Origin of the sequence: Microbacterium paludicola, from assembly GCF_015235415.1 — a bacterium.
Classification (GTDB): domain Bacteria; phylum Actinomycetota; class Actinomycetes; order Actinomycetales; family Microbacteriaceae; genus Microbacterium; species Microbacterium paludicola.
Map to the genome: position 1 here is coordinate 1 of NZ_JADGLL010000049.1, position 19,865 is coordinate 19,865.

At 68.7% G+C, this 19,865-nt stretch carries 18 protein-coding genes, 1 tRNA gene and 4 pseudogenes; 9 read left to right on the forward strand and 14 right to left on the reverse strand.

What is annotated here, in order from left to right; genetic code table 11:
- From IR155_RS16060 to IR155_RS13875, 4 genes and pseudogenes are all read left to right on the forward strand, one after another.
- On the forward strand, positions 1–232 hold a 232-nt coding region (locus tag IR155_RS16060), incomplete at its 5' end, for an IS3 family transposase (RefSeq protein WP_228067265.1).
- Between the two features lie 594 nt (positions 233–826).
- Entirely contained in the window at positions 827–3,073 is a 2,247-nt protein-coding gene (locus IR155_RS13865; protein WP_135115398.1) for a glycoside hydrolase domain-containing protein, read from the forward strand.
- Positions 3,074–3,082: 9 nt separating this feature from the next.
- Positions 3,083–3,451 (forward strand): hypothetical protein, encoded by a 369-nt coding sequence (locus tag IR155_RS13870; RefSeq protein ID WP_135115399.1) that lies wholly within the window; start codon positions 3,083–3,085, stop codon positions 3,449–3,451.
- Positions 3,452–3,935: 484 nt separating this feature from the next.
- Positions 3,936–4,236 (forward strand): annotated as a pseudogene (locus IR155_RS13875) (IS3 family transposase); the annotation flags it as partial.
- A gap of 143 nt (positions 4,237–4,379) precedes the next feature.
- On the opposite strand, the gene IR155_RS13880 reads toward IR155_RS13875, so the two are convergent.
- A complete protein-coding gene (locus tag IR155_RS13880) occupies positions 4,380–4,760 on the reverse strand; it encodes a hypothetical protein (RefSeq protein ID WP_135115400.1) in 381 nt (126 codons plus the stop codon).
- A gap of 271 nt (positions 4,761–5,031) precedes the next feature.
- Here IR155_RS13880 and IR155_RS13885 point away from each other — a divergent pair.
- The 3 genes and pseudogenes from IR155_RS13885 to IR155_RS13895 form a co-directional block, all read left to right on the forward strand.
- Positions 5,032–5,740, forward strand: a pseudogene (locus IR155_RS13885) (transposase); the annotation flags it as partial.
- Positions 5,738–6,163 (forward strand): hypothetical protein, encoded by a 426-nt coding sequence (locus tag IR155_RS13890; RefSeq protein ID WP_135115412.1) that lies wholly within the window; start codon positions 5,738–5,740, stop codon positions 6,161–6,163. The pseudogene IR155_RS13885 and the gene IR155_RS13890, both read left to right, overlap by 3 nt.
- Before the next feature lie 67 nt (positions 6,164–6,230).
- Positions 6,231–6,800 carry a hypothetical protein gene (locus IR155_RS13895; RefSeq protein ID WP_135115401.1) on the forward strand — a complete coding sequence of 190 codons (570 nt, stop codon included), beginning with the start codon at positions 6,231–6,233 and terminating at the stop codon, positions 6,798–6,800.
- Positions 6,801–6,855: 55 nt separating this feature from the next.
- Here the strand turns inward: IR155_RS13895 and IR155_RS13900 are convergent.
- Together IR155_RS13900 and IR155_RS13905 are read right to left on the reverse strand one after the other, a co-directional pair.
- Positions 6,856–6,932, reverse strand: a tRNA-Pro gene (locus tag IR155_RS13900).
- A gap of 55 nt (positions 6,933–6,987) precedes the next feature.
- Positions 6,988–7,752, reverse strand: coding sequence for a class I SAM-dependent methyltransferase (locus tag IR155_RS13905; RefSeq protein ID WP_228067268.1), 765 nt, complete (start codon positions 7,750–7,752; stop codon positions 6,988–6,990).
- 47 nt (positions 7,753–7,799) lie between these two features.
- On the opposite strand from IR155_RS13905, the gene IR155_RS13910 reads away from it, so the two are divergent.
- Complete coding sequence (locus IR155_RS13910) at positions 7,800–8,573, forward strand: HAD-IIB family hydrolase (RefSeq protein WP_135115402.1); 774 nt, start codon at positions 7,800–7,802, stop codon at positions 8,571–8,573.
- A 675-nt stretch (positions 8,574–9,248) separates the two neighbouring features.
- Here IR155_RS13910 and IR155_RS13915 read toward each other — a convergent pair.
- The 11 genes and pseudogenes from IR155_RS13915 to IR155_RS13965 form a co-directional block, all read right to left on the reverse strand.
- Positions 9,249–10,475: pseudogene (locus tag IR155_RS13915) on the reverse strand (alpha-hydroxy acid oxidase); the annotation flags it as partial.
- Positions 10,475–11,221, reverse strand: a complete 747-nt coding sequence (locus IR155_RS13920) for a FadR/GntR family transcriptional regulator (protein WP_135115414.1) — start codon at positions 11,219–11,221, stop codon at positions 10,475–10,477. The gene IR155_RS13920 and the pseudogene IR155_RS13915, both read right to left, overlap by 1 nt.
- 145 nt (positions 11,222–11,366) lie before the next feature.
- Positions 11,367–12,386, reverse strand: coding sequence for a UDP-glucose 4-epimerase GalE (galE, locus tag IR155_RS13925; RefSeq protein ID WP_135115404.1), 1,020 nt, complete (start codon positions 12,384–12,386; stop codon positions 11,367–11,369).
- Positions 12,387–12,439: 53 nt separating this feature from the next.
- Positions 12,440–13,096, reverse strand: a complete 657-nt coding sequence (locus IR155_RS13930) for a thymidine kinase (RefSeq protein ID WP_135115405.1) — start codon at positions 13,094–13,096, stop codon at positions 12,440–12,442.
- 47 nt (positions 13,097–13,143) lie between these two features.
- The gene (locus tag IR155_RS13935) at positions 13,144–13,803 is read right to left on the reverse strand and encodes a hypothetical protein (protein WP_135115406.1); all 660 of its coding nucleotides are present in this window, start codon (positions 13,801–13,803) and stop codon (positions 13,144–13,146) included.
- A gap of 104 nt (positions 13,804–13,907) precedes the next feature.
- Positions 13,908–14,303 carry an NUDIX hydrolase gene (locus IR155_RS13940; RefSeq protein ID WP_135115407.1) on the reverse strand — a complete coding sequence of 132 codons (396 nt, stop codon included), beginning with the start codon at positions 14,301–14,303 and terminating at the stop codon, positions 13,908–13,910.
- Positions 14,300–15,748 carry a malate dehydrogenase (quinone) gene (gene mqo, locus IR155_RS13945; protein ID WP_135115408.1) on the reverse strand — a complete coding sequence of 483 codons (1,449 nt, stop codon included), beginning with the start codon at positions 15,746–15,748 and terminating at the stop codon, positions 14,300–14,302. The genes IR155_RS13940 and mqo overlap by 4 nt, the downstream gene beginning before the upstream one ends.
- A 100-nt stretch (positions 15,749–15,848) precedes the next feature.
- Positions 15,849–16,925: an aspartate-semialdehyde dehydrogenase gene (locus IR155_RS13950; protein ID WP_135115409.1), complete on the reverse strand. Its 1,077-nt coding sequence runs from the start codon at positions 16,923–16,925 to the stop codon at positions 15,849–15,851.
- A gap of 118 nt (positions 16,926–17,043) precedes the next feature.
- The gene (locus tag IR155_RS13955; protein WP_135115410.1) at positions 17,044–17,490 is read right to left on the reverse strand and encodes a GNAT family N-acetyltransferase; all 447 of its coding nucleotides are present in this window, start codon (positions 17,488–17,490) and stop codon (positions 17,044–17,046) included.
- Positions 17,490–17,999 (reverse strand): GNAT family N-acetyltransferase, encoded by a 510-nt coding sequence (locus IR155_RS13960; protein WP_322783526.1) that lies wholly within the window; start codon positions 17,997–17,999, stop codon positions 17,490–17,492. The genes IR155_RS13955 and IR155_RS13960 overlap by 1 nt, the downstream gene beginning before the upstream one ends.
- Positions 17,996–19,303 carry an aspartate kinase gene (locus tag IR155_RS13965; protein ID WP_135115411.1) on the reverse strand — a complete coding sequence of 436 codons (1,308 nt, stop codon included), beginning with the start codon at positions 19,301–19,303 and terminating at the stop codon, positions 17,996–17,998. The genes IR155_RS13960 and IR155_RS13965 overlap by 4 nt, the downstream gene beginning before the upstream one ends.
- A 253-nt stretch (positions 19,304–19,556) precedes the next feature.
- On the opposite strand from IR155_RS13965, the pseudogene IR155_RS13970 reads away from it, so the two are divergent.
- Positions 19,557–19,865: pseudogene (locus IR155_RS13970) on the forward strand (hypothetical protein); the annotation flags it as partial.

Below are 19,865 nucleotides of genomic sequence, written 5' to 3' on the forward strand. Positions count from 1 at the left end.
CGCCCTCGCGGAGGCGGTCAACGGTCTCTACAAGACCGAGCTGATCCGTCAGCGCGGCCCCTGGCGAACCGTCGAGCAGGTCGAGCTAGCAACCCTTGAGTACGTGTGGTGGTGGAACAATCAGCGCTTCCACGGCGAGCTCGACATGCGCACCCCGATCGAGGTCGAAGACGCGTACTACGCTGACCTGGAATCAGCCAATCCGGCACCTGCTGGACAAGGCTCCCGATAGGAACGAAAGTCAGGCCGATTCAACCTGACAGCAACACACCCGGGCGGGCTGCGATCACGCCCGCCCGGGCACCTTCGCCGATCGTCTCGATCGGATGCTACGCGAACGCTAGAGCGCTGGGACAGCCCTGAAACACAACGAGGGCCCCTCCGTCGGCCACACGCAGCCGCCCGTCGGTTCGTTCGAGCGGATCCCGGGTCCCGCAGGGTTACGCGTTGCCCTTCGAGAGCGAGAGGGACGAGATGCAGTTCGTCGCGCCCTTCCCGGTTCAGGGCGGCACCCCGCCGATACGAGCCTCGCGGTGACAGCCCGCGGGGACGAAACCGCTGATGGCGTTCCTCCGCCAGCGGCCTCGACAGATGGCCCCATCGGCCGACGTCGGCCGATGGGGCCTGGAATCGGCTGGATGGCCTGTGGCTAGACGTGTTCTCCGCGTAGCGTCATTCATCCTTCAAAGACACCGATCGGTTGGGCGCTACCCGACGAGCCGCTGCATAACTCTCGGACCGATCCCTCCAACACGCGTGGCTTCGCGGATAGACCAGACGGACCGCGTCCAGCTGGCCGCGGAAACTGTGGAAGGAAGGAAGCCTCATGTCTGATCCCTGGGTCTCCGGTGTGCAGCATTGGTACAACGAGACGTACAGCGACACGCTCGGCGTCGAGCTATCCGTGGACGGCGCTACCGGTTGGGCGACGATGTATGCGCTCACGCGTGCCCTGCAGTACGAGCTTGGCATCTCGCCGCAGGTGGACAACTTTGGGTCCGGTACCCTTTCGGCTCTGACAACCTTCGGCTCACTGAACACGACAAATCCCCCCGCTTCGGCCCAGCCGTCGAACATCGTCAAGCTCGCCCAAGCGGCCTTGTACTGCAAGGGCTACAACGCCGGCAATGGCGAGCTTCCCGGCACGTGGACGGCAGCGACGCAGGCCGCCGTGACGCAGCTGACCACAGATCTCGGCTTGACACCCTCGAGCGCGCTCGCACCGAAGGTCTTCAAGTTCCTTTTGACCATGGACGCAGCGACACTGCTGCCCGGTGGAGATCCGTCGATCCGCGACGCACAGCGTGCACTCAATCGTCGCTACATCGGCAGAAGAGACTTCTACATCGTCCCCGCCGATGGCTACTTTCTTCGCGACACGCACCGTGCCCTGATGTTCGCGGTCCAGTACGAGCTCGGCCTCGCGGACGGAGTCGCGAACGGCAACTTCGGTCCGACAACGAAGTCGTACCTCGCTGCGCAGGGGAACCTGTCGGTCGGTTCGACCGACACCACAAAGTTCTTCGTGCATCTGTTCCGGCTGGGGATCATCGTCAATGGTTACCCCGTCGGGTTCAGCGGGACGTTCGACGCTGCGCTTTCGACTGCGGTCTCACAGTTTCAGCAGTTCGTGGCGCTTCCGGTCACGGGCGCAGCCAATTTTCAGACCTGGGCCGCGCTGCTCGTGAGCACCGGGGACCCGGACCGGGCTGGCACCGGCGCCGACTGTATCACCACGCTCACGTCGGAGAAGCTTGCTGTGCTCCGCGCTGCTGGATACGAGTACTTCGGCCGCTACCTCACGAACACGCCGGACTTCTCGCCGGACAAATGCTTGAAACGAGGCGAAGCCGAGCGAATCATCGCCGCGGGAGGGCGGATCTTCCCGATCTTCCAGACAGGCGGAAGCGAGTACGAACACTTCACCAACCGCCGCGGCAAGGAAGTGGCGGAGGAAGCGAGCAACGCTGCATGGGCTTACGGCTTCCCCGAGAACACCGTCATCTACTTCGCCGTCGACTTCGACGCACTGCCCTATCAGGTCGAAGGGGGCATCATGGAGTACTTCGAGGGCATTCATGAGCGCATTGGGCGTACGGGACGCACCTATCGAGTGGGGATCTACGGGCCGCGCGACGTCTGCCGGACGATCGTCGCGGCCGGGCTAGCGGAGCTCAGCTTCGTCTCGGACATGTCCACGGGTTACGCGGGCAACCTCGGACAGCCCCTTCCTGGGAGTTGGGCGTTTGACCAGGTCCAGACTCTCACTGTCGGTGGTGCAATCGAGATCGACAAAAACATCGTCTCGGGGCGAGACCAGGGCGTTCAGGCGCTCGTTCCTTCGTTGAGCACCGATGCGGACCCGCTGATTCCCGCCCAGTACGTCGACGCCTTTAAGGAAGACGTGTGGCGCGAAGTGTTCGAGCACGAAGACTCGCTCGCGCAGCAGGGGATTATGACCGAGAACTTCAATAACACCATGGCGCGCATCGACACCCACGACGCGTACATCACCGATCTCGCCGCACAACTGGACGTTCCGAAGGCTCTGGTCATGACCCCCATGATCTGGGAAGGGTCCGTCATCAACATCGTTGACGACGTCCAAGACGGGCGCGTCAGGGCCTACTACAACGCTCTCGAACTCGGCCTCACGCCCCCGCCGGGGTCGGAGCCCGATTCTTCGACGGGGTGCTGCCAGATCAAGGCGAGCACGGCCCTCCGATCGATCAACTGGGCGGTTGCGAATGGAGTCCTCGCATCCCGGACGTATGACCCAGACAGGTGGCAGGACATGTGGGAAATTTGGCAACTGCTCAACACGGACGAGGAGTGGAACATCCGTGCTGCAGCGGTCACGATGATGAGGGAGGCCGCCCGAGCTGGACAGGGTGGAGGGGCAAGCATCGCCGAACTGAGGATCATGACGCCGAGCCAGGTGATGGCTATGTGTACTGGGTACAACTACTCGTGGTCGGACGTGGGCATGGGAGACGAGGCTATGCGATACGGACGCAACCGCATGAACCTCTACTATGCGATCGCCCGCTGGCACGAGATCTTCCGAGGCTAGAATCCAGCGATGCGTCCCTCTTCGTATCCTGGGTTGTCCTGGGCCCTCATTGCGCTCGGCACCCTCAGCGGACTGATGGCAGCCCTGTTCGTCAATGAGGCCGGGTTGGAACTCGAGGCGACCGGGTTCGTGCAGAAGACCTACTGGGATAACGAGGAGAGCCCCTGGAATCTTAATCTCGGCGTGGCGCTTCTTGTCATCTGGCTGCTCCTGCTCGTAGCCGGCCTTGTGATCGGCCGGGTAAGGACACTTCACCTGCAGCGTGACGACCGCACGCGCCTCGCAGGCGTGTGGGCGGCTACCGGCAGCGTGGTTGTTCTGGCTCTTGCTTTTGCGGTCGTTCTGTGGCCAGTAGGCAATACACATCTGGTTCCGTGACAGCTCGAGGCGGTGCGTTCAGATGGACATCGGACGCACCGCCTCGACGCACGGAAGCGCCTGCTCACTCTGATTCCGCGGTTCGTCCTGGTTGTGCTGCTGGTGACGTTCGCTGGACGCGTGGCGGTGGGCGGCAGTAATCCGTTTGACTACCTTGGCTACCTCACGAACCAACCAGCTTTTCTTGCGGCGGTCGTGATCTCCGCGACTGGGTAGCGCATGCTACGCAAGGAATCAACGCCATGCTGGCTGGCGACAGCGCGTGGTGTCGCGACGGCTTACCTGTCGCCGTGATCTACGACGGCCTCGTGCCTGGCACTGGTACCGCGCCGGCGTGGGCAGTGTCTTGCTCCACGTCTCCGTGCCGACGTCGTTCGCGTCGCGGAGAACCCGGAAGGTTTTGGGCTGGAGGACGCCTGCGGAGGTGTTCAGCGAGCAGCTACGGTCTCTTTAGAACCCCGTGTTGCATCGACTGGCTGAACCTGCCCAGTTACGCGCGAAGAAGTTCGTCCGCGGCCTGCGCCACCACGACCTCGTCGGATCGATCGGCAGGGTCGGCGCCGTGGGCGACAACGGCCATGGAATCGTTCTTCAGCCCGCTGCAGAAGAACGTCCTCGACCGCCGCTCCTGGGCGACCCGCGAGCAACTGCGCATCGCGATCGTCACCTGGATCGAACGGACCTATCACCGGCGCCGCCGGCAGGCCCGCCTTGGCATGGTGACGCCGATCGAGTTCGAGACCATCATGAACACGCCCCCGCCCTCGCAGTCTGACTCACCTTGACACCTATGCAACAGACCCGGGATCTTCGGCCGGGATGTCCTAGTACTTCGTCCAGACCCGGACAAGCTGGTCCCTGGGGACCGCAGCTAGGCACGATCAAGCCCGCCGCCCTTGGATGGGCGGCGGGCTTGATCGGATGGGCGTCAGTACTGGTACCGCGCGTCGAATCGAATGGTCGACCAGCCGAGCAGGAAGTCCCCACCGGCTGTTGCTTGGAACTCGATGCCGATCCGCCAGTACAAGTTGTGGGCGCCGCCCAGACCGCCCGAGAGCCATACCCAACCGGGGTCTGCTCCCCAGTTCTTCGCGATACTCTTCTGCAGCATCACGTTCCCGTTGCCATCCACGAGCGCAAACCGCGTCATCGTCTGCGCCCACACGCGGCCGTCGTCGCGTGAGATATCCGTGATGTGAACTCCGACCGCGCCGCGGTACGTGCGCGGCGTACTGAACGTGACGGGACCGTTTGCGCCAGCGACCACGGGGACACCAGCTCTGAGGTCGGGGTAGTAGACGGTGGGCATAGTGTCTCTCCTTGCGTCAGACGGACTAGATGAGACGAAGTTAGCCAGCCGCCACGGCGCGGGAGTCAGTCCGGTCTTGAATCGGTGCAACGGAACGGTGGTCGTCCGTTAAAGGGTGGCCGTCGTAGGGGCAGGGTGAGTCTCTTAGCGTGGTGTCACTTCCCGCGGGGCTCTCGTCTTCGATGACGTAGAGAGGTCATGGTGGGAACCCCAGTTGTCTCCGGCGAGAAAAAAGAAGTGATCCCCCCCGACAACCCACAACCAATCTGTCTTGACGACGCTGTTCGACGAAGTCCTCGCCGATCCCGACCCTGCCCGCGCGGACGTGTTCCGGCGGATGCTGCAGGCCGGGTTGCAGGACCTGATCGACGCGGAGGCGACCGCGAAGATAGGCGCTGCCCCGCATGAGCGCTCCCCGGAGCGCGTCTCGCGCCGCAACGGCACCCGCGCGAAGACCCTCGCCGTCTCCGGCCGGGGAGGTTGACCTTGCGATCCCGAAGCTGTGACGGGGTCAGCACACGCAGGTTCGACCAGCTGATACGCACGTTGTGCAACGACACGGGCATCTCTAGGTGCACCGTGTCCCGGATCTGCCAGGAGATCGACGAGACGGTCGCTGAGCTCCTGCAGCGCCGCGTCGACCGCACCTGGTTCCCGTATCTGTTCCTCGATGTCTATCTTGATGTCCGCCTGCGTGGCAGGGTGGTCTCTCAGGCGCTCGTGGTCGCTACCGGCGTCGCCTGCGACGGCCGCCGGGAGATCCTCTCAGAGCGTCGCTGGGGGACGCGGAGACCACGGACTTCTGGACCGAGTTCCTCGATCTACGCGCCCGTGCGCTTCGCATGCCGCCCCGAGGTCTCGCTGATCACCCTCGCACCGCGCGCCTGATCGATCAGGATTCGAGAAGCGCGCCGCGCGCGCCGACTCCTAGCCTGAGTTCATCGCCCGATCCGGGCGACGGGACAAGGAGGAGTCGGATGAGCGAGGGGCTCAGCAAGGAAGAGCGCGACGCAGTCAAGCAGCGCGCCAAGGAGCTGCGCGAGCAGGAGAAGGTCGGCAAGAGCCGCGCCGCGGGCGAGAAAGCCGTGCTCGAGGCGATCGCGAAGCTCGAGGGCGAGGACAATGCCCTCGCGGAGGGGTTCTACCGGGCGGTCTCGCAGGTGGCGCCCGAGCTCGTGCCCAAGACGTACTACGGGATGCCCGGGTTCGCGAACAGCGAGGGGAAGATGTTCGTGTTCATGCAGCCCGCGGGCAAGTTCAAGACCCGCTACTCCACGATCGGGTTCGAGGATCGCGCCGCCCTCGACGACGGCGACATGTGGCCCACGGCCTTCGCTGTGCTGAAGTGGACCCCCGAGGTGGAGAAGCGCGTGACCGAGCTCGTTCGCGCCGCTCTGAGCTGACGTCCGCGTTGCGCACCGCGGGCGCGTGAGCCGGGCGTTCCGGATCGCGGCTGGCAGGATGGCGAGGATGATCGCCGTCGAGATCGTGCCCGTCGCGCTGCCGGACAGCATCGATGCGCACGATGCTCGCGACTTCCTCGACTACGTCACGATCGCCGGGACGGTCACGCGCGAGCAGAGCGGATCCAGTGCGCTCGCGCAGGATCCGGCGGAGGTGCTCGCGCGGCTGCGGGAGACGTCCTCCGCGACGTGGGTACCGCTGCTCGCGCGCATCGCCGGCCGGGCGGCCGGGGCCGCGCAGCTCATGGCCCCCGCCGACGGCAGCGTGCTCGCGAACCTCAGCGTGTTCGTCCCCCGGCGCGACACGGGCATCCTCGAGGCCATGCTGATCAAGGCCGCCGAGGATCAGGCCCGGTCGCGCTGGCGGACGGCCCTGCGCGCGGTCAGCTTGCACCGTCCGGATCCGGAGGGCGACGCGATTCCCGCCGCCTCCGAGGACGAGTCCGTGCCGCGGGATCCGCAGGCGCGAGCCTGGGCCGAGTCGGGCTACACGCTCGAGCGCGTCACCCGGCACGCAGTGGAGCATCACGACCTCGAGTACCTCGCCGCCGAATGGCGCAAGGCGCTGACCGTCTGACTTCGCGGCGGAAACGACAGAGGGACCGGCCGATACGGCTGGTCCCTCTGTCAGTTGGTCGGGGTGACAGGATTTGAACCTGCGGCCTCGTCGTCCCGAACGACGCGCGCTACCAAGCTGCGCCACACCCCGTTTTGCAACCCTGTAAGTCTACCTGATCCGAAGGGGTGCGACCGACCGCGGGTGATCAGGGCCGGATCGCGCGGAACGCGTGGGTGACGTAGGGCAGCTCGATCGTGCCGTCGGGTCCCGCGACACGCTCGCCCAGGCGGCGCACGCCGGCGAGCACGGCCGCACGCTCGGCGTCCCCCGCCGTGAGCAGGTAGCTGCGCGACGCGGCGAGCTCGACGAGGCTGTCGGGCGTGTGCGTTGTGCTCCACGAGAACACGCGCTCCTCGATCGCCCCGAACGGCGCGGCCACCGCGGGGCCGCCCTTCGCGAACATGCCGGCGGCATCCGAGCCGCGCATGACCTCGCCGAACTCCGCGACCCACGGCACCGACTCGTCGCGCAGGTTCCACACGAGGCCCAGCACGCCGCCCGGTCGCAGCACGCGGCCCGCCTCGCGGGAGGCCTCCGCCACGTCCACCCACTGCCATGCCTGCCCGAACACGAGCGCGTCTGCGGACGCGTCCGCGAGCGGCAGCGCCTCGGCTCGGCCGACCAGCGCCTCGACCTCCGGCACCCGGCGCGAGAGCTCCGCGATCATCCCGGCGTCGTGGTCCACTGCCGTCACCCGCCGACCGGGTGCCATCAGCTGCCGCGTGAGCTTTCCCGTACCGGCGCCCACGTCGACCACATCGCGGGGGTCGGGCCCGACGAGCCACGCGACCGCGTCATCCGGGTACCCCGGCCGGGCCCGCTCGTACAGCTCGGCGGCCGCGCCGAACGAGGCGGCGTGCTTCGCCTTCTGGGCGGGATCCGACGAGTGGTCCGGCGGAAGCGGCATCATGCCTCCCAGCGTATGGGCGCTGCGGCGCCGCGCTTAGGCTTGAACGCATGACCCTCGCGCCCCGGGTCGTGTCGTTCGATCTGGATGACACGCTCGCCCCCTCGAAGAGCCCCATCGACCCTCGCATCGGCGACCTGCTGATCCGGCTTGCGGAGCGGGTCGAGGTCGCCATCATCTCCGGCGGGCAGATCGCCCAGTTCCGTGCCCAGGTCGTCGATCGGCTCCCCCACGCTCCCGCTGAGACGCTGTCGCACCTGCACCTGCTTCCCACCTGCGGCACCCAGTACTACCGCTTCTCCGGGGACGAGCTCGTTATGCTCTACGCCCAGGACCTCACCGACGACGAGAAGCACCGCGCCCTCACCGCCGTCGAGGAGGAAGCCCGACGCCTCGGGCTGTGGGAGTCGGAGACCTGGGGGCCCATCCTCGAAGACCGCGGATCCCAGATCACGTTCTCCGCCCTCGGGCAGGCCGCCCCGGTGGATGCGAAGAAGGCGTGGGACCCCACCGGGGAACGCAAGTCGGCATTGCGCGACGCCGTCGCCGCCCGCGTGCCCGACCTCGAGGTGCGCTCGGGGGGATCGACGTCGGTGGACATCACCCGCAAGGGCATCGACAAGGCCTACGGCATGCGCCGCCTCGCCGAAGAGACCGGCGTGCCGCTGGCCGCGATGCTGTTCTACGGCGACCGCCTCGACCCCGACGGCAACGACTACCCCGTCCTCGCGATGGGCGACATCGAATGCATCTCGGTCACGGGATGGGAAGACACGGCCGAGAAGCTCGACGCCCTACTCGAGACACTGCCCGAACGGGGCTGAGGCGGGCTGCGGTCGGCTTCGACTCGCTGACGCTCGCTCAGCCCGTTTCGACTCCGCTTCGCTCCGCTCAACGACCGGTGGGGGTCCACCCCGTTCCGGTCGTTGAGCACCGGTGGGGGTTCACCCCGTCCCGGTCGTTGAGCGGGAGTGAGCGCCAGCGAACGCACGTCGAAACGGGTTGAGCGAGCGAGGAACGAGCGAGTCGAAACCGCCCCGACGATGCCGACGGCTTCAAGCCCGGCTTCGACTCGCTGACGCTCGCTCAGCCCGTTTCGACTCCGCTGCGCTCCGCTCAACGACCGGGAGGGGATCACCGCGTCCCGGTCGTTGAGCGGGAGTGAGCGCCAGCGAACGCACGTCGAAACGGGTTGAGCGAGCGAGGAACGAGCGAGTCGAAACCGTCCGCACCTCGCCGAAGGCTGCGCTCCGCTCAACGACCGGTGGTCAGCGACCAGGCGTGAGGCCCTCCTCCGCCGCGCCGACCGTGTCGGAGGTCTGCTCGGCCGCCTCGAGCGGGGTGGTGCCGGGCTTCGCGGCAGTCTTCGCCGCGGCGCTCTTCGCGCGGGGCTTCGCGGGTGCCTTGGGGGCGGCGGGCTTGGATGCGGCCGTCGCGCGCGGGGTGCGCACCGGCTGCGCCTTCGCGAGCGCCTCGGCCGCCTCGCCGTAGGCAACGGAGACCGGCGCGACGCGCGTGAGCTGCGTGACGTGACGGGGCTCGAGCTCCTCGAGCGAGCTGACTCCGAGCAGCTTCATCGTGCGCTCGATCTCGCTGCGCAGGATGGCGATGGTGCGATCCACACCTGCCCGGCCGCCGGCCATCAGGCCGTACAGGTAGGCGCGGCCGATGAGCGTGAACTTGGCGCCGAGCGCCACCGACGCGACGATGTCCGCGCCGTTCATGATGCCCGTGTCGATCATCACCGTGGCGTCCTTGCCGACCTCGCGGACGACCTTCGGCAGCAGGTGGAACGGGATCGGCGCCCGGTCGAGCTGGCGCCCGCCGTGGTTCGACAGCACGATTCCGTCGACACCCAGGTCGATGAGCTTCACCGCGTCGGGCACGTTCTGCACGCCCTTGATCACGATCTTGCCCGGCCACATCTCGCGGATCGTGGCGAGGTCCTCGTAACTGATCGTCGGATCCATCGCCTGCCCGATGAGGTCGCCGACCGTGCCGCCCGTCGACTTCAGCGACGCGAACTCGAGCTTCGGCGTCGTCAGGAAGTCGAACCACCACCACGGCCGCGGAAGCGTGTCGAGGACGGTCTTGACCGTCAGCTGCGGCGGGATCGAGAACCCGTTGCGGTAGTCGCGCATCCGGTTTCCGGCGACGGGGGTGTCGACCGTGAAGTGAAGCGTGTCGAAGCCGGCCTCGGCCGCGCGCTTCACAAGGCCGTACGAGACCTCACGATCGCGCAGCACGTACAGCTGGAACCAGTTGCGCCCGTGCGGGTTCGCCGCCTTCACGTCCTCGATCGACGTCGTGCCGAGGGTCGACAGCGTGAACGGGATGCCCGCCGCCCCGGCCGCCCCCGCGCCGGCCGTCTCGCCCTCGGTCTGCATCAGGCGCGTGAAGCCGGTCGGCGCGATTCCGAACGGCATCGCGCTCGGCCCGCCGAGGATCTGCGTGGACGTGTCGACATCCTCGGCCGGGCGCAGGATGTCGGGGTGGAATTCGATGTCCTCGAACGCCTGGCGCGCGCGCAGGATCGACAGCTCGCCCTCGGCGGCGCCGTCCGTGTAGTCGAACGCGGCCTTCGGCGTGCGGCGCTTCGCGATCAGCCGCAGGTCGGCGATCGTGAGCGCATCCTGCAGCCGGCGCTCCTTGCCGCCGAACGACGGCTTCTTGAGCTGGACGTACTCGAAGACGTCCTTGGGGTTCGGGAACTGCCGCTTGACCATCAGGAGCCTTTCTGTCGGGGCGCGGAACCGGTGAGGTGCGTCCGCGCGTAGAAGCCGGTGATGTGGGATCGCACGCGCTCGCGCGCGAGTTCGGGGTCGCCCGCGCGGACGGCGTCGAGGACGGCCGCGTGCTCGTCGCGCAGGTCGGCGACGAGCGCGGGCCAGTCGGCCACCGCGGCGGCGCCCTGGCGCGCGTACGCCTCGATCGCCGTGCGCAGGCCGGCCATGACGGCCGCGACGACGACGTTGCCGGATGCCTCGGCGAGCGACAGATGGAACCTCGCGTCGAGCGCGAGGAAGTCCTCGGACTCGAGGTCGTCGTCGGCCATGGCGAGCAGCAGACGCTCGGACTCCGCGAGATCCGGATCCTGCGCGTCGCGGATCGCCGTGGCGAGCGACTCGACGACCGAGCCCTCGAGCACCGCGCGGGTCGCGACGACATCCGAGAAGGGGAAGCCCTGCGCCGCGAGCTGCAGCCGCAGCAGGGTGGCGATCCCGCCCTGCGGTGCGGCGACGATCATCGCGCCGGCGGACGGGCCGGAACCGGATGCCGTGCGCACGAGCCCCATCGACTCCAGCACCCGCAGCGCCTCGCGCACGCTCGAGCGTCCTACGCCGAGGTTCGCGGCGAGATCGCGCTCGCCCGGCAGGCGGTCGCCGGGCCCGAGTCGTCCCTCGAGCAGATCGGCCTCGATCCGCTCGAGCACGGTGCGCCAGGCGCGCGGCGACACGTCGTCCTGCGGCATCGGCACCCCCGTCACTATGGTCTGACCACAGTAGCCCCTGTGGTCAGACCACGCAACGCGTCGGGTCGGGGCGGGTCGTGCGAGCACGCAGGATCAGCGGCGTTTCGACTCGCTCCGCTCGCTCAACGAACGAGCAAGGGCCTGCTCAGCCCTCGTAGCCGCCGGGGTTCTTCTGCTGCCAGTTCCAGACGTCGCGGGTCATGTCGTCGATCGTCAGGCGCGCCTTCCAGCCGAGCTCGCGCTCTGCCTTCGCGGGGTCGCAGTACGTGGCGGCGAGGTCGCCGGGCCGGCGCGGCTGGAACTCCTTGGGGAGCTCGCGGCCGATCGCCTTCTCGAACGACGCGATCAGCTCGAGCACGCTCACAGGCTGCCCGGTGCCGAGGTTGTAGACGGCGAAGCCCGGCTGCGCCTTCTCCAGCGCCGCGACGTGGCCCTCGGCGAGGTCGACAACGTGGATGTAGTCGCGCTGGCCGGTGCCGTCCGGGGTGTCGTAGTCGTCGCCGAAGATGCCGATCTTCTCGAGCCGGCCCACCGCGACCCGCGCGACGAAGGGCATGAGGTTGTTCGGGATGCCCTGCGGGTCCTCGCCGATGAGACCCGACTCGTGGGCGCCGACCGGGTTGAAGTACCGCAGCGAGGTGATGCTGACCTCGGTGTTGACGCTCTGGACGTCCTGAAGGACGACCTCGTTCATCAGCTTCGTCTTCGAGTACGGGTTCGACAGCTCGACGAGGTTGCGCGTCGCGTCCTCCGTGAACGGCAGGTCGGCCGGGTCGGAGTAGACCGTACCGGTGCTCGAGAAGACGAACGAGCGGATGCCGTTCGCGAGGCCGACGCGCAGCAGCGCGAACGTCGAGTCGAGGTTGTTGGCGTAGTAGTCGAGGGGCTTCTGCGTCGACTCCCCCACCGCCTTGTGGGCCGCGAAGTGGATGATCGCGTCGAACGGACCGTGGGCGGTGAACGCGCCCTCGACGATCTCGTCGTCCGCGGCGTCGCCGACGACGAGCGGCGCCTTCTTGCCCGTGATCTGCTCGATCCGCTGTTCGACGACGGCGCTCGTGTTGCCGAGGTTGTCGAGCAGAACGACCTCGTGACCGGCATCGAGCAGGGCGACGGCCGTGTGCGCGCCGATGTATCCGGCACCGCCGGCGAGAAGAACCTTCATGGGTTCATCTTTTCAGACGCGGATGGCTCGCTCGACCGAGAGATCATCTCCGGTCAGGGCGCGAGCACGCCGCCCGACTCCTCGAGGTAGCAGGCGCCGCAGAGCGACTCGTAGGTGACGAAGTGCTCGTCCTTGATCGCGGCCGTGGCGGCGTCGATCGCCACCTGGTCGCCGTCGAACACGAACCTGCCGCCGATCACGCGGCCGTTGAACAGCGCCTTGCGGCCGCAGCGGCAGATCGTCTTGAGCTCCTCGAGGGAGTGCGCGATCTCGAGCAGCCGGCGGGAGCCGGGGAACGCCTCTGTGCGGAAGTCGGTGCGGATGCCGTATGCCATCACGGGAATGCCGTCCTCGACCGCGATCCGGAACAGATCGTCGACCTGCGGCCCGGTGAGGAACTGCGCCTCGTCGACAAGCAGGCACGCGACATCCGGGGTCGCATCGCCCGGGATCAGCGCGTCGTCCGCCGCCTGGACGCGCTCGCGCTGGGCGCGGAACAGCTCGCGCACCGAGTCGTCGGGGCCGATCAGGAAGTCAACGTCACGCGTGACGCCGAGGCGCGACTCGATCTGGCCGGCGCCCTTGGTGTCGATGGCGGGCTTCGCCAGCAGCACCCGCTGCCCGCGCTCCTCGTAGTTGTAGGCCGCCTGCAGCAGGGACGTCGACTTCCCCGAGTTCATCGCGCCGTAGCGGAAGTACAGTTTGGCCACGCCCCCCAGCCTAGGCCGTGGTGCGTGCGCGCTTCGGAGCCTCGCCCCTAGAGCAGGCCGAGCAGCTGGGCGAGAAGCGTCCAGCCGCCGTACGCCGCGAGGGCGCCGCCGCCGGTGACCGCCGAGATGATGCCCGCGCGACGCCAGGCACGCGCCGGCGCGCTCCCCGTGGGCCGGGCCGGCACCCGGCCGCGCTGGGCGATCCGCTCGGCCGCCGTCGTCGCGGCGGCGACCGCCGCCGTGCTCTGCAGCTGACCCGGGATGAGGGGCGATCCCGTCCACTTCTCGACGCTCCAGGCGGTGACCTTCGCCGCGCCGTCGCGCAGCGGCCCCACGAGCACGCCCTTTATCGATCCGCCACGGATCGCCTCCGGCGCGATGACCTGCGTCTTCAGCCGCTGGGCCGTCACCGTCACGCGCTCCGCGTCGACGAGACCCGCCTGGGCAAGCTGGACGGCCGTGGCGTGCATGCGGCGCTGGGCGCTCGGGCGCAGCATCGGGTCGTGCGACCCGGCGTCGATGCGGTGCATCACGACGCGCACGTCGTCGAGCATCCGGTGCGCCTCCGCGAGGAATCGCGCCGCCTGCTGGTGCGGTCCGAGCGCGAGGAAGCCCGCTTCCTCCGCGATGCGGTCGACGGCCTGGTCGAACTCGAACACGGCGCGGCGCGCGTCGGTGCTCGAGGGATGTCTCTGAGGTGTGCTCATCGGTCCGCCAGTGCTCCGGGAGGGGGGTCCTGCCAGCATACGAGGGGTCGCCGACGCCCGGCAGGGAGATCCGGACCCGATCCCCCCTCCGGGCGGCGGCCGGCTCAGACCCGTCGGGTCAGCAGCGGGAAGACGATGTCGCGGTTGAGCGGGGCCTCGGCGTCATCCGGATCCGCCGGATCCACCCAGCGAAGGTCGTCGATCTCGGCCTGCACGACCGGATCCACCGTCCTGCGCGACAGGAAGACGGTGGCGCGCAGCGCGTGATCCGCCTCGTTCGCGGCGTGCGAGTCGAACGCCCCGAGCAGCTCGAGCTCCTCGGGCAGGATGTCGACGCCGAGCTCCTCGCGCACCTCCCGCACCGCCGTGTCGATCGCCCGCTCCCCGGGCTCCGGCTTGCCGCCCGGCAGCATCCAGCGGGACGTGCCGCGCTTGCGGACGGTCAGGACGCGCCCGTCGTCGCGCACGAACGCGATCGCCGAGACCGTGATGAGGTTCACGCGGTGATGCGCAGCGCCTCGGCGGTCGCCGCGGTCGATGCCTCGGCCTTGGCGGGGTCGTCGTTCAGGAAGTCGCCGTACGTCGGGATCAGCTCGCGCAGCTTCGGCTCCCACTCGCCGATCCGGTCGGCGAAGCAGTTCTTCAGCACGTTCAGCATGATCGTCGCCGCGGTCGAGGCACCCGGCGAGGCGCCGAGCAGGCCGGCGATCGAGCCGTCGGCCGAGGAGACGACCTCGGTGCCGAACTGGAGCTTGCCGCCCTTCATGACCTGCGCGCGCTGGCCGGCCTGGATCAGCTCCCAGTCCTCGTCCTTCGCCGTCGGCATGAACTCGCGCAGGCTGTCGAGCTTCTTCTTGCGGCTCTTCAGCAGCTCGCTGACCAGGTACTTCACGAGGTCGAGGTTCGTCGCGCCGACCTTCAGCATCGAGCCGAGGTTGTGCGCGCGCACCTGCGTGACGATGTCGAGCAGCGAGCCGTTCTTGAGGAACTTCGGGCTGAACGTCGCGAACGGGCCGAACATCAGCGATCCCTCGCCGTCGACCATGCGCGCGTCGAGGTGCGGCACCGACATCGGCGGCGCGCCCACGGCGGCCTGCGAGTACACCTTGGCGCGGTGCGCGGCGACGAGCTCGGGGTTCGTGGTCTTGAGGAACTGCCCGCCGATCGGGAAGACGCCGTAGCCGCGGATCTCCTTGATCTTCGATGCCTGCAGCAGCTTGATCGCCCAGCCGCCCGCGCCGACGAACACGAAGCGCGCGCGGACCTCGCCCGGCGTCTGGCCGACCTTGCCGCGGTACTTCACGAGCCAGGTGCCGTCCTTCTGACGCTTGAGCGTCTTCACCTCGTGGTTCAGGCGCAGCTCCGCGCCGTTGCCGGTGAGGTGGTCGAACAGCTGGCGGGTCAGGGCACCGAAGTCCACATCGGTGCCCGACGGCGTGCGGGTCGCCGCGAACGGCTCGTCGCTCTTGCGGCGCTTCTGCATGAGCAGCGGCGCCCACTGGTTGATGACGCGCGAGTCCTCGGAGTACTCGATGCCCGCGAACAGCGGCTGCTGCTTGAGCGTCTCGTAGCGGCGCTTCAGATACGCCACGTCCTTCTCACCGCGCACGAAGGTCATGTGGGGGGTCGCGCTGATGAAGGTCGACGGCTCGTCGAGCACGCCCTTCGCGATGAGCGACGCCCACAGCTGGCGGCTCTGCTGGAACTGCTCGTTGATCTGCACGGCCTTGGACGGGTCCTCGGCGTCGGGCATGTAGTTCAGCTCGCACAGCGCCGCGTGGCCCGTGCCCGCGTTGTTCCAGGCGTTGGAGCTCTCCTGCGCCACCTCGCCCTGTCGCTCGAAGGCGACGATCTTCCAGTCGGGCTGAAGTTCTTTGAGAAGTGTGCCCAGGGTGGCGCTCATGATTCCGCCACCGATGAGCACGACGTCGACGGTTTCGCTCACCCGTCCATCCTAGTTCCGGCCCTGGGCGCCCCCTGACCGCCGGGACGCCGACGGGCCGCAAGAACGGATGTTCTTGCGGCCCGAGAAAGCGAGCGAGGGGTCAGACGGTCGCGCGGGCCTGGATGTCCGCGGCGACCAGCTCGGCGATCTGCACGGCATTGAGGGCCGCGCCCTTGCGCAGGTTGTCGTTGGAGATGAACAGCGCGAGGCCCTTGCCCTCCGGGGCGGCGAGGTCGGGGCGGATGCGGCCGACGAAGCTCGGGTCCTTGCCGGCCGCCTTCAGCGGCGTCGGCACCTCGTCCAGCGCGACGCCCGGGGCGTCGGCGAGCAGCTCGCGGGCACGCTCGGGCGTGATGTCGCGCGCGAACTCGGCGTTGATCGACAGCGAGTGGCCCGTGAACACCGGGACGCGCACGCAGGTCCCCGACACGCGCAGCTCGGGCAGCTCGAGGATCTTGCGGCTCTCGTTGCGGAGCTTCTTCTCCTCGTCCGTCTCGTTCAGGCCGTCCTCGACGAGGTTGCCGGCGAACGGGATGACGCCGAACGCGATCGGGGCGACGTACTTCTCGGGGGCCGGGAACTCGACCGCGGATCCGTCGTGCACGAGGCCGAGCACGTCGTCCTGCGCCAGGACCGCCTCGACCTGGCCCAGCAGCTCGTTCGCGCCGGCGAGCCCGGAGCCCGACACCGCCTGGTACGTGCTGACGGTGAGCCTCTCGAGGCCGGCCTCGGCGTCGAGCACCTTCAGGACGGGCATCGCCGCCATCGTCGTGCAGTTCGGGTTGGCGATGATGCCCTTCACGGCCTCGGCGATCGCGTGCGGGTTCACCTCGCTGACGACAAGCGGCACCTCGGGGTCCATGCGCCAGGCGCTGGAGTTGTCGATCACGACCGCGCCGGCCTCCGCGAAGCGCGGGGCGTGGGCGCGGCTGCCCGTCGCACCGGCCGAGAACAGCGCGATGTCGATGCCCGCCGGGTCGGCCGTGGCGACGTCCTCGACCACGACGTCGACGCCCTGGAACTCGATGGTCGTGCCAGCCGAGCGTGCCGTGGCGAACAGGCGCAGCTCGCGGATCGGGAACGCGCGCTCCGCGAGAATCTCGCGCATCACGGTGCCGACCTGTCCGGTGGCGCCGACGACGGCGAGAGAGAGTCCTGAATCGGAGATGCGGGTCATGGCTGATCCTCGGGATGGAGCGTGGCGGGGTTGGTCGATTGTACCGGCGGCACGCCCCCGCGAAGACCGGGATGACGCTCCGTGGCAGGAAGCGCGCGGTGCGTGACCGTCCGACGGGTCAGGCGGGCTTCGCGATGTACGTGAAGAAGGGCACGCGCTCGGCCACGCGGTCGTAGAGGCGCTGGGCGTCGGTGTTCGTCTCACTGGTGATCCAGCGCACCTCGAGCAGGCCCTCGTGCGCGGCGAGCTGCTGCAGGTGGGCGATGAGCGCCCGTCCCACGCCGGCTCCTCGGGCCTGCGGAGCTGTGAACAGGTCGTCGAGGAAGATCGCCGTGCCGCCGCGGGAGGGCCGCGCGAACCGGCGCCAGTGCGCGATGCCGATGGGCGCTCCGTCGAGGTCGGCCACCAGTCCGCCGAGCTCGTGCCCGTCGTCCATCAGCCAACCCCACACGGTGTCGACCACCGCGTCATCCGGCTCCAGCGCATAGAAGTCCCGGTAGCCGCGGAACAGCTCGGCCCAGTCGAGACGGTCGTCGGGCGTGACGGGACGGATCCGGATCGCCATCAGACGGTGAGCTTGTAGCCGACGTGCGACGCCTCGTACCCGAGCCGCTCGTAGAAGCGGTGGGCGTGGACGCGCTCCGCGTCGGAGGTCAGCTGGATCAGCTGCGCACCGAGCGTCGGGGCGACCTCTCCCACCCAGCGCATCAGCGTGCGGCCGATGCCGGCGGAGCGGAGGTCGTCGCGCACGCGGACCGTCTCGACCTGCAGTCGCGTCGCGCCGCGGCGCGACAGCCCCGGGATCAGCGTGAGCTGCAGGGTGGCGACCACCTCGCCGCCGCGCTCGGCGACGAGCTGCCCGTTCGAGGGGTCGGCCTGCAGCGCCTCGAGTGCCCGCGCATACACGGCCTTGTCGTCGTCATCGGCGGTGTCGCCGCGCGCGGCGCTCACCGGGTCGGCGGCGATCAGCGCGATGAGGGCATCGAGATCCGCCGGCTCGGCGCCGCGGACGAGGAGGTCGCCGTCGGGCGTCGTCAGCTCGGCAGGAAGGGTGAGCGCGGCGAGCACGCTCACCGCCCGGTGCCGGCGTACACGGTCGCCTCGATCTCGCTGTCGAGACCGTAGGCGGTGTGCACCGCGCGCGCCGCCTGGTTCAGCTCGTCGCCGCGCAGCACCACCGAGATCCGGATCTCGCTGGTCGAGATCATCTCGATGTTCACGCCGGCCGTGCTCAGCGCCTCGAACAGCGTGAGCGAGACGCCCGAGTGGGTGCGCATCCCGGCGCCCACTACCGACAGCTTGCCGATCTGGTCGTCGTGAACGATGCTGTCGTAGCCGATCGTCTCCTGCTCGGCGGTGAGGACCTTCAGCACCTCGACGGCCGACTGCTTGGGAAGCGTGAACGAGATGTCGGTGCGGCCGGGCTGGGCCGACTGCACGTTCTGGACGATCATGTCGATGTTCGCGCCGGTCTTGTTGACGAGCGAGAAGATCGCCGCCGCCGAGCCCGGGACATCCGGGACGCCGACGACCGTGATCTTCGCCTGGCTCTGATCGATCGCGACGCCCGTGACGACGGGCTCCTCCATGCCGATGACATCGGCCATCGCTGACTCCTTGCTGCTCTGACGGGGATCGGCCATGCCCTCCCCCAGGACATAGGTTCCCTCATTCGCGGTGAACGTGGAACGGGCGTGGATGAGCACGCCGTGACGCCGCGCGTACTCGACCGCGCGGATGTAGAGGACCTTGGCGCCGTTGGCGGCGAGCTCGAGCATCTCCTCGGCGGTGACGGTGTCGAGCTTGCGCGCCCGCGGGATCACCCGGGGGTCGGCGGTGAAGATGCCGTCGACGTCGCTGTAGATCTCGCAGACGTCGGCGCCGAGGGCCGCCGCGAGCGCCACGGCCGTCGTGTCGGATCCGCCGCGGCCGAGGGTGGTGATGTCGTTCTTGTCGGGGTTGACCCCCTGGAAGCCCGCAACGATCACGATCGCGCCCTCGTCGAGCGCCTCGCGCAGGCGCACGGGGGTGACGTCGACGATGCGGGCGGCGCCGTGGTCGGCCGTCGTGATCATGCCGGCCTGGCTGCCCGTGAACGAGCGCGCCTCGTAGCCCATCGAGTGGATCGCCATCGCGAGCAGCGCCATCGAGATGCGCTCGCCGCTCGAGAGCAGCAGGTCGAGCTCGCGCGGCGCCGGGATCGGGGCGACCTGCGCCGCGAGGTCGAGCAGCTCGTCGGTGGTGTCGCCCATCGCGCTCACGGCGACGACCACGTCGTGGCCGGCGCGGCGGGTGTCGACGATGCGCTTCGCGACGCGCTTGATGCTCTCGGCGTCGGCGACCGACGATCCGCCGAACTTCTGCACGATCAGTGCCACTGGTACTCCTGGGTGAGGGCGCCGGGCGCGCCGCTTCGCAGTGGACACCTCCGGGCGGCATCCATCTGAGACATCTTAGAGACGCGCCGTCACCGCTCCGCGCCATGTGACAACCCGCTCCTCCGACGGCCTCGCGGCTTCGCGGGGTGCCCTGCCCGAGGGCTGCGACGCGTGCAGATCGCCCGGTGCCGACGACCGGTGACACGACCGGTGGGGCGGGCTACTGTGGCCACAACGGACCGAAGGGCACCACATGGGCATCGAGCTGGACGCGGGTACGACGACACTGGTGGCCATCGTCGCCGGGATCGTGGTCATCGGGATCGTGGTCGCCGTGGTGGTGCGCCTCGCCTCCGGCCGATCGCCGGCCGGTTCGCCCGATCCCGGGCGCCGAGGGCGTCGGACGGCGCCGAATCAGCACGACACGATGACGTACGGCGCCGCCGCGATCGGCTTCGCCGCGATGGATCCGGGATCCGGGCGCCAGGAGGACACGTCGGGCGGATCATCGGGCGGCGCCGGCACGCACGACAGCGGTTCCAGCGGGGGCTCGGGCGGTGGG

What these genes read in the sequence shown, in the direction of transcription:
- IR155_RS13880 (WP_135115400.1), bottom strand. Translation starts at nt 4,760, where the DNA reads ATGCCCACCGTCTACTACCCCGACCTCAGAGCTGGTGTCCCCGTGGTC.
- IR155_RS13935 (WP_135115406.1), bottom strand. Translation starts at nt 13,803, where the DNA reads ATGAGCACACCTCAGAGACATCCCTCGAGCACCGACGCGCGCCGCGCC.
- IR155_RS13910 (WP_135115402.1), top strand. Translation starts at nt 7,800, where the DNA reads ATGACCCTCGCGCCCCGGGTCGTGTCGTTCGATCTGGATGACACGCTC.
- IR155_RS13890 (WP_135115412.1), top strand. Translation starts at nt 5,738, where the DNA reads ATGAGCGAGGGGCTCAGCAAGGAAGAGCGCGACGCAGTCAAGCAGCGC.
- IR155_RS13920 (WP_135115414.1), bottom strand. Translation starts at nt 11,221, where the DNA reads ATGCCGCAGGACGACGTGTCGCCGCGCGCCTGGCGCACCGTGCTCGAG.
- IR155_RS13865 (WP_135115398.1), top strand. Translation starts at nt 827, where the DNA reads ATGTCTGATCCCTGGGTCTCCGGTGTGCAGCATTGGTACAACGAGACG.
- IR155_RS13955 (WP_135115410.1), bottom strand. Translation starts at nt 17,490, where the DNA reads ATGGCGATCCGGATCCGTCCCGTCACGCCCGACGACCGTCTCGACTGG.
- IR155_RS13905 (WP_228067268.1), bottom strand. Translation starts at nt 7,752, where the DNA reads ATGATGCCGCTTCCGCCGGACCACTCGTCGGATCCCGCCCAGAAGGCG.
- IR155_RS13870 (WP_135115399.1), top strand. Translation starts at nt 3,083, where the DNA reads ATGCGTCCCTCTTCGTATCCTGGGTTGTCCTGGGCCCTCATTGCGCTC.
- IR155_RS13950 (WP_135115409.1), bottom strand. Translation starts at nt 16,925, where the DNA reads ATGACCCGCATCTCCGATTCAGGACTCTCTCTCGCCGTCGTCGGCGCC.
- IR155_RS13895 (WP_135115401.1), top strand. Translation starts at nt 6,231, where the DNA reads ATGATCGCCGTCGAGATCGTGCCCGTCGCGCTGCCGGACAGCATCGAT.
- galE (WP_135115404.1), bottom strand. Translation starts at nt 12,386, where the DNA reads ATGAAGGTTCTTCTCGCCGGCGGTGCCGGATACATCGGCGCGCACACG.